Source organism: Archaeoglobaceae archaeon (assembly GCA_038734275.1).
Classification (GTDB): Archaea; Halobacteriota; Archaeoglobi; order Archaeoglobales; family Archaeoglobaceae; genus WYZ-LMO2.
In genome coordinates this window covers 127,647-133,650 of the sequence record JAVYOO010000003.1, presented here as the reverse complement: position 1 = coordinate 133,650, position 6,004 = coordinate 127,647, and the positions used below count along the sequence as shown (strand labels likewise).

At 41.7% G+C, this 6,004-nt stretch carries 7 protein-coding genes; 6 read left to right on the top strand and 1 reads right to left on the bottom strand.

The features are described 5' to 3' along the window. The 6 genes from QXI54_05435 to aglJ all read left to right on the top strand — a co-directional run. The coding region (locus tag QXI54_05435; GenBank protein ID MEM0302593.1) for a CoA-binding protein at positions 1-1,490 on the top strand (1,490 nt) is incomplete at its 5' end. 16 nt (positions 1,491-1,506) lie between these two features. After that, positions 1,507-2,244 carry a slipin family protein gene (locus QXI54_05430; GenBank protein MEM0302592.1) on the top strand — a complete coding sequence of 246 codons (738 nt, stop codon included), beginning with the start codon at positions 1,507-1,509 and terminating at the stop codon, positions 2,242-2,244. Between the two features lie 19 nt (positions 2,245-2,263). Next, positions 2,264-3,103: a ribose-phosphate diphosphokinase gene (gene prs, locus QXI54_05425; protein ID MEM0302591.1), complete on the top strand. Its 840-nt coding sequence runs from the start codon at positions 2,264-2,266 to the stop codon at positions 3,101-3,103. A 30-nt stretch (positions 3,104-3,133) separates the two neighbouring features. After that, a complete protein-coding gene (locus QXI54_05420; protein ID MEM0302590.1) occupies positions 3,134-3,604 on the top strand; it encodes an NOB1 family endonuclease in 471 nt (156 codons plus the stop codon). Beyond that, entirely contained in the window at positions 3,601-4,170 is a 570-nt protein-coding gene (locus QXI54_05415) for an orotate phosphoribosyltransferase-like protein (protein MEM0302589.1), read from the top strand. The genes QXI54_05420 and QXI54_05415 overlap by 4 nt, the downstream gene beginning before the upstream one ends. Then, complete coding sequence (gene aglJ / locus QXI54_05410) at positions 4,170-5,069, top strand: S-layer glycoprotein N-glycosyltransferase AglJ (protein ID MEM0302588.1); 900 nt, start codon at positions 4,170-4,172, stop codon at positions 5,067-5,069. The genes QXI54_05415 and aglJ overlap by 1 nt, the downstream gene beginning before the upstream one ends. On the opposite strand, the gene QXI54_05405 is transcribed toward aglJ, so the two are convergent. Beyond that, on the bottom strand, positions 5,066-5,983 hold the full coding sequence (locus QXI54_05405; GenBank protein MEM0302587.1) for an alpha/beta hydrolase: 918 nt from the start codon (positions 5,981-5,983) through the stop codon (positions 5,066-5,068). The genes aglJ and QXI54_05405 overlap by 4 nt on opposite strands. Between the last annotated feature and the right edge of the window lie 21 nt (positions 5,984-6,004).

Sequence of the window (6,004 nt, the reverse complement as noted above, 5' to 3'; positions counted from 1 at the left end):
GCGAGATCGTTGAGAATGAGAGCATTGTTGAGATGGATCTCAATCCGGTTTTTGCGAACGAGAATGGTTGCTTTGTTGCTGACGCAAGGATTGTTAAGGGCAAGCGAAGGAGTTTTGATTACGAAGCGAGGGACATAAGCTTCTTCTTTACTCCAAGGAGCGTTGCAGTCGTTGGAGCTTCGAGAACGCCGGGGAAGCCCGGGAACACAATAGTCCTCAATTTAAAGTCTTTGGGTTTCGAAGGTAAAGTTTATCCTGTTAACGTCGCTGCAGACGAGATATACGGATATAAATGTTATCCGAGCGTTAAATCAATTCCGGATAACATCGATATAGCTATAATCGCCGTTCCCTCCCGAAATGCACTGCAGGTTGTTGAGGAGTGTGCTGAAAAGGGTGTTAAAGGCATAGTGGTCATAAGCGGTGGATTTGCAGAAGGCTGGGAGAAGGGCAAAGAACTCGAAGAGGAAATAGTGAGAATTGCAAGAAGTAAGGGGATCAGCATCATAGGTCCGAACACGATGGGTGTTCTTGATCCGGAAACAAAGTTTACATCATTTTTCTCACAGTTCCTCTCTGCAATTAGCATAAAAGAAGGTGGAATAAGCGTTGTCTCGCAAAGTGGCGCAGTTGCTAATTTTATGCTTCTATCCCTGCACCATGTAGGCATCAGCAAGCTCATTGCAATCGGCAACAAGTGCGATATAAACGAAATCGATTCTCTGGAGTTCTTGCTTAAAGACGACAAGACCAAGGTTATAGGGATGTATCTCGAAGGCTTTGTGAACGGTAGAAAGCTATTTGAAGTGCTTAAGAGAGCTCAAAAACCTGTAGTGATTTTGAAGTCTGGAAGAACTGAAGCTGGAAAAAGAAGTGCTTTAAGTCATACCGCATCGATATCAAAGGGAGATGACATCTTCGAAGGCGTTTGCAATCAGGCAGGTGTTTTAAAGTTGAAAGATTACGAGGAATTTGTCGACACCGTAAAAGCCTTGGCTTTGCTTCCAATACCTAAAGGAAACAGGATTGGAGTTATCCAGCCTTCAGGAGCAGAATGCGTTATGTCTGCTGATGCGGTGGAAGAGAATGGAATGAAAATTGCTGTTTTCTCTGAAAAAACAAAGACAAGGCTTCAAGAATTGGCTCCGGAGTGGCATACAGTTCAAAACCCGATCGACCTATATCCGATAATTGAAAGATCAGGCGACATGGTTTTCTTTGACGTTTTAAGATTGCTTTGTGAAGATGAACAAGTGGATGCTGTGATTTCTGGGATATTTATTCCAAGTCTCCTTGGTATGGATCTCGATGTGCTAACGGAGTTCAAAAAATACTCCAAGCCCATAATTTTCACAATGAAAGAAGATGTTGAACCGCTCAGAGACGTGAAAAGGCAAATGGAAAAGAACTTTCCGGTTTATTCAACTCCTGAGAGAGCTGTGAGAGTTCTGAAGAATATGTATCACTTCCACAAAAAGCTTAATAAGTAATTCGTAAACTTAGAGCATGGAGTGGTATTGGATAGGAATAGCCCTAATTTTGCTTATTTTCTTAGCGTCTGCAATAAGAATAGTGAAGGAATACGAAAGGGGTGTTATATTCAGGCTTGGGAGGCTGATAGGAGCAAAAGGACCAGGTTTGTTCTTTATAATTCCAATTTTAGATAGCATGGTCAAAGTTGATTTGAGAACAGTAACCTACGACGTTCCGGCACAGGAAGTTGTGACAAAGGATAATGTTACTGTGAAAGTAAACGCGGTTGTTTACTATCGAGTTGTTGATCCCGCAAAGGCTGTAACAGAAGTTTCCAACTACATGTATGCAACTGCACAAATAGCTCAAACGACACTTAGAAGCATAATAGGTCAAGCAGAACTCGACGAAGTTCTTTCAGAAAGAGATAAATTAAATATAAGACTCCAGCAAATAATCGATGAAGCCACAAATCCATGGGGAATAAAGGTTACTGCAGTTGAGATTAAAGACGTGGAGCTCCCAGAAGAGATGCGAAGAGTAATGGCCATGCAGGCAGAGGCAGAAAGAGAGAGAAGATCGAAAATTATAAGAGCGGAAGGAGAGTATCAGGCGGCCATGAAGCTCAAAGAGGCTGCTGATGTTTTAGCTCAAAGTGAGGGGTCGCTGTTCTTAAGATATCTCCAGACTCTGAACGAGGTGGCAGCTGAAAAGAATACGACGATCGTCCTGCCAGTTCCTGTTGAACTACTGAGGTTCTACAAAAAATAAATAAGCCCAACATATTTTTATGGATCTCGTAATCTGCCCCTCGTCTCCAACGCTTGGCAAGAAAATTGCAGAAATTCTCAATTTAAGGATTGCAAACGTTCAATACAAGAGATTTCCAGATTCAGAGCTTTATGTAAGAGCCGAGAGCGATGAAAAATCACATTTGGTTGTAGGGAGCGTCTGCTCTAACGAAGACGTAGTTCTCCTGAATTTACTTTTTGACGCCTTAAAAGGCGAAATTATAGCCATTATACCATACATGGGATACGCAAGGCAGGATCGAGAGTTTTTAAAGGGGGAAGCAGTAAGTATAAGAGTTCTCGCAAAGATGCTCGAAGAAAGAGCAGATAGGGTTCTAACTGTAAACATCCATAGCATTAAAGCAAAAGAGAGTTTCAAAAGGTTAACAGATTTAGACGCAATGCCTCTTATTGGCAACCACTTTAAAGGGAGAGACATCGTAATGGTTTCGCCAGATAAGGGTTCTGCAGAGCGTGTGAAGAATGCGGCAAAAGTTGCGAACTGCGAATGGGATTGGCTGGAAAAGAAGAGAATTGATGCTCAGACAGTTGAAATCACACCGAAGAATCTTGATGTCGCTGGAAAACAGGTTGTTATTGTAGACGATATAATCTCGACTGGCGGAACAGTTGTTGAGGCAACAAAAAAGCTATACGAACTCGGAGCGAAAAAAGTCGAGACCGCATGTGTTCACGCTGTATTGGCAGAATTTGCGCCCATAAAGCTATTTTCTGCAGGCATTGCTGATATCACTGCGACCGACACCATCGAAAAAATTTATTCAAGAATAAGCGTTGCGGAATTGTTGGCCAAAGAAGTGAAAGGGGTTTTGGAGTAAATTTTTTAACCTTTTTATACAACCTACTGTGTGCGAGTCTATGTGCTCGACACGAGAGCGATTTTTCAAAGAAAGGCAGTGTATCCAAACATGATAACTGTGCCAGAAGTAGTTTCAGAAATCCTAGATGAGAATTCCTCTTTATACTTTAGTGTAAAAGAGCTTAAAGTTGAAAGTGCCAGCGAGCAGAGTTTAAGAATTGTAAAAGAAATATCAACAAGAACAGGAGACATATACAAGCTTTCAGACACCGATCTAAAAGTTCTAGCAAAAGCTCTTGACGAAAAAGAAAAGGGAAACGAAGTAGTCCTTGTAACAGATGACTACTCCATACAGAACGTTGCAATGGCTCTTGGAATAGAGTTTGAGAGTGTGATCCATCCCAGAATATCGAAAGGTTTTAAGTGGGTAAGGATATGTAGGGGGTGTGGTAGAAAAGTTGAAAGCGATGTTTGCCCGATATGTGGTGGTGAAACGGTAATAAGGAAGGTGAAAAAATGAAGATTGAGAGTTTGATTGAAAAAGCAAGAAGGTTGAAGGAAAAAGGAATGGCCACAGAAGAGATCGCAGACGAATTAAATGTTTCCTTAGACACGGCTGTATGGCTATTGACGAGGGCTACACAAACTCCCCCATCCGATATCTACATAGAGTGGTCTAATCTCGTTAAACCGTGGCGTTTAAGGATGATCGCAGTTGCACTTGCAGACATGATTATGGAGAATTTCGAAGATCTCGATGTGGTCGTGGGGATAGCAACCAGCGGTATTCCGCTGTCAACAATGGTTGCAGAAGAGCTTTCAGCCGAGCTTGCAATATACTATCCAGCAAAGGTAAGTGGCCAGGAAGTAAAGGAGGGAATTCTCAGCGAGAATTTTGCAAAGGTTACAGGGAAGAAATGCGTTATAGTTGACGACATAATATCGACAGGAAGAACTGTTAGAGGGGCCATAGAAGTCATAGAGAAAAGCGGAGGAAAAGTTCTCGGTGTTGCAGTAGTTGCGGACAAGGGAGGTAGAATTGAGACCGTGCCAGTTAAAAGCCTGCTGAGAATTTCGAGAATCTGATGAATGTAACCATCGTTGTTCCAACGCTTAACGAAGAGAAGGGGATTGGCGGAGTAGTTGCGGATTTCAAAAGACTTGGATTCGACGTTCTGGTAGTGGATGGGGGAAGTAAAGACAGGACAAGAGAGATTGCAGAGAAAAATGGAGCAAAAGTGATACTCCAAACTGGCAAAGGTAAAGGAAATGCTGTATCGGATGCATTCAAAATCCTTGACAGCGACGTTATCGTCCTTGTGGATGGAGATGGCAGCTATCCTGCAGAAGAAGTTCACAAACTACTTGAACCCATAAAGAGTGGACTATCAGACCATGTAATTGGAAACAGATTCCATAGCTATGAAAAGGGTGCTTTCACAAGGCTCAACTTATTTGGAAATAAAATTTTGAACTTTTTTTTCAGATTCGCCTACGGTGTCAGCCTAAATGATATTCTATCTGGCTATAGAGCACTAAAAAAAGAAGTTTACAAGAGTATCGAGATAAAAAAGTCCGGATTTGAAGTCGAAGTGGAGCTAACGGTTGAAACACTTGCTAAAGGCTTTAGAGTAACAGAAGTTCCGATAAGCTATCGCAAAAGAGAAGGTAAGACGAAATTAAAGCCCATAAGAGATGGTTTTAGAATCGGAAAGGCAATATACGAAATGCTAAGACGATACAGTCCAGCTCGATATATATATCTTCTTGGGGCAATATTTCTGTTTCTTGGCCTTATAACAGGGCTTTACGTTCTTTACGGCTGGTTTAGAGGTATAACGCATATTTTACTCGCAATGCTTACCACCATGTTCATTCTAATGGGCGTTCAGTTCTTTGTATTTGGACTCATTACGCATCTTCTTTTCCGATCAACTACAGAACTCAGAAAAGAGATAAATGAATTGAGAAGAAAATTAGGCTAAAAACCGGCTATTTTTGCAGAGATTTGAGCTATTAATTCTTTGCCTGCATCAAGATACGGATAAAGGTTCAAAAATCCGTGCATCATTCCGTTGTATCTAACAACTACCGCAGAACTTCCGCTTTTTCTCATCAGAGCTCCATAGGTCTCTCCTTCATCTCGAAGAGGATCGTATTCTGCAGTTACAATTAGCGCCGGAGGGAGATTGCTAAGATCTGCATAGATTGGTGATGCACGTGGGTCAAGAGCGTCTTCTTTAGTTCTCAGATATTGTTGTGAGAACCATAGCATTATTTCGTGCAAAAGTATACCAAATGAAGAATACTCAAGCCATGAAGAAGTGATTCCTGCAAGATTCACAACAGGATAAACCAGAATCTGTCCCTTAATAAAATCCTCGCCATTATCCCTTGCCATGATGCTCACAACGGTGGCAAGATTTCCTCCAGCACTATCTCCACCCACAAAAATTTTGTCTGTATCAACTTCAATTTTTTCTCCGTTTTCCCAGACCCATTTCAGTGCATCATAGGCATCGATTACTGCAGATGGAAACTTGTGCTCAGGAGCGAGGCGATAATCAACCGAGACCACAGTTGCATTCGAAAGCCTTGCTATTCTTCTGCAAATCGAATCGTGGGTTTCAATGCTACAAATAACGAATCCACCGCCATGATAGTAAACAAGGACTGGGCTATTTGGTTTTTGCTGGTATACTCTAAGCCGAATATCGCCGTTTCTACCTCTAATAAAGATGTCTTCAACTCTTGCCACATTCTCCTCAACTGAATTCGTGACACGTTCAAAAAGTGGATTGATGATTTCGCGGTATCTCTGAGCCGAAATTGAACGATCAAATGGCGGAAGTTGCCTGTATAATTTCATAATCTCTTTCAAAGCCGGGTCGATTGGCATGAGTTGAATTAAAATTTCGAT

What these genes read in the sequence shown, in the direction of transcription:
- QXI54_05430 (MEM0302592.1), top strand. Translation starts at nt 1,507, where the DNA reads ATGGAGTGGTATTGGATAGGAATAGCCCTAATTTTGCTTATTTTCTTA.
- prs (MEM0302591.1), top strand. Translation starts at nt 2,264, where the DNA reads ATGGATCTCGTAATCTGCCCCTCGTCTCCAACGCTTGGCAAGAAAATT.
- QXI54_05415 (MEM0302589.1), top strand. Translation starts at nt 3,601, where the DNA reads ATGAAGATTGAGAGTTTGATTGAAAAAGCAAGAAGGTTGAAGGAAAAA.
- aglJ (MEM0302588.1), top strand. Translation starts at nt 4,170, where the DNA reads ATGAATGTAACCATCGTTGTTCCAACGCTTAACGAAGAGAAGGGGATT.
- QXI54_05405 (MEM0302587.1), bottom strand. Translation starts at nt 5,983, where the DNA reads ATGCCAATCGACCCGGCTTTGAAAGAGATTATGAAATTATACAGGCAA.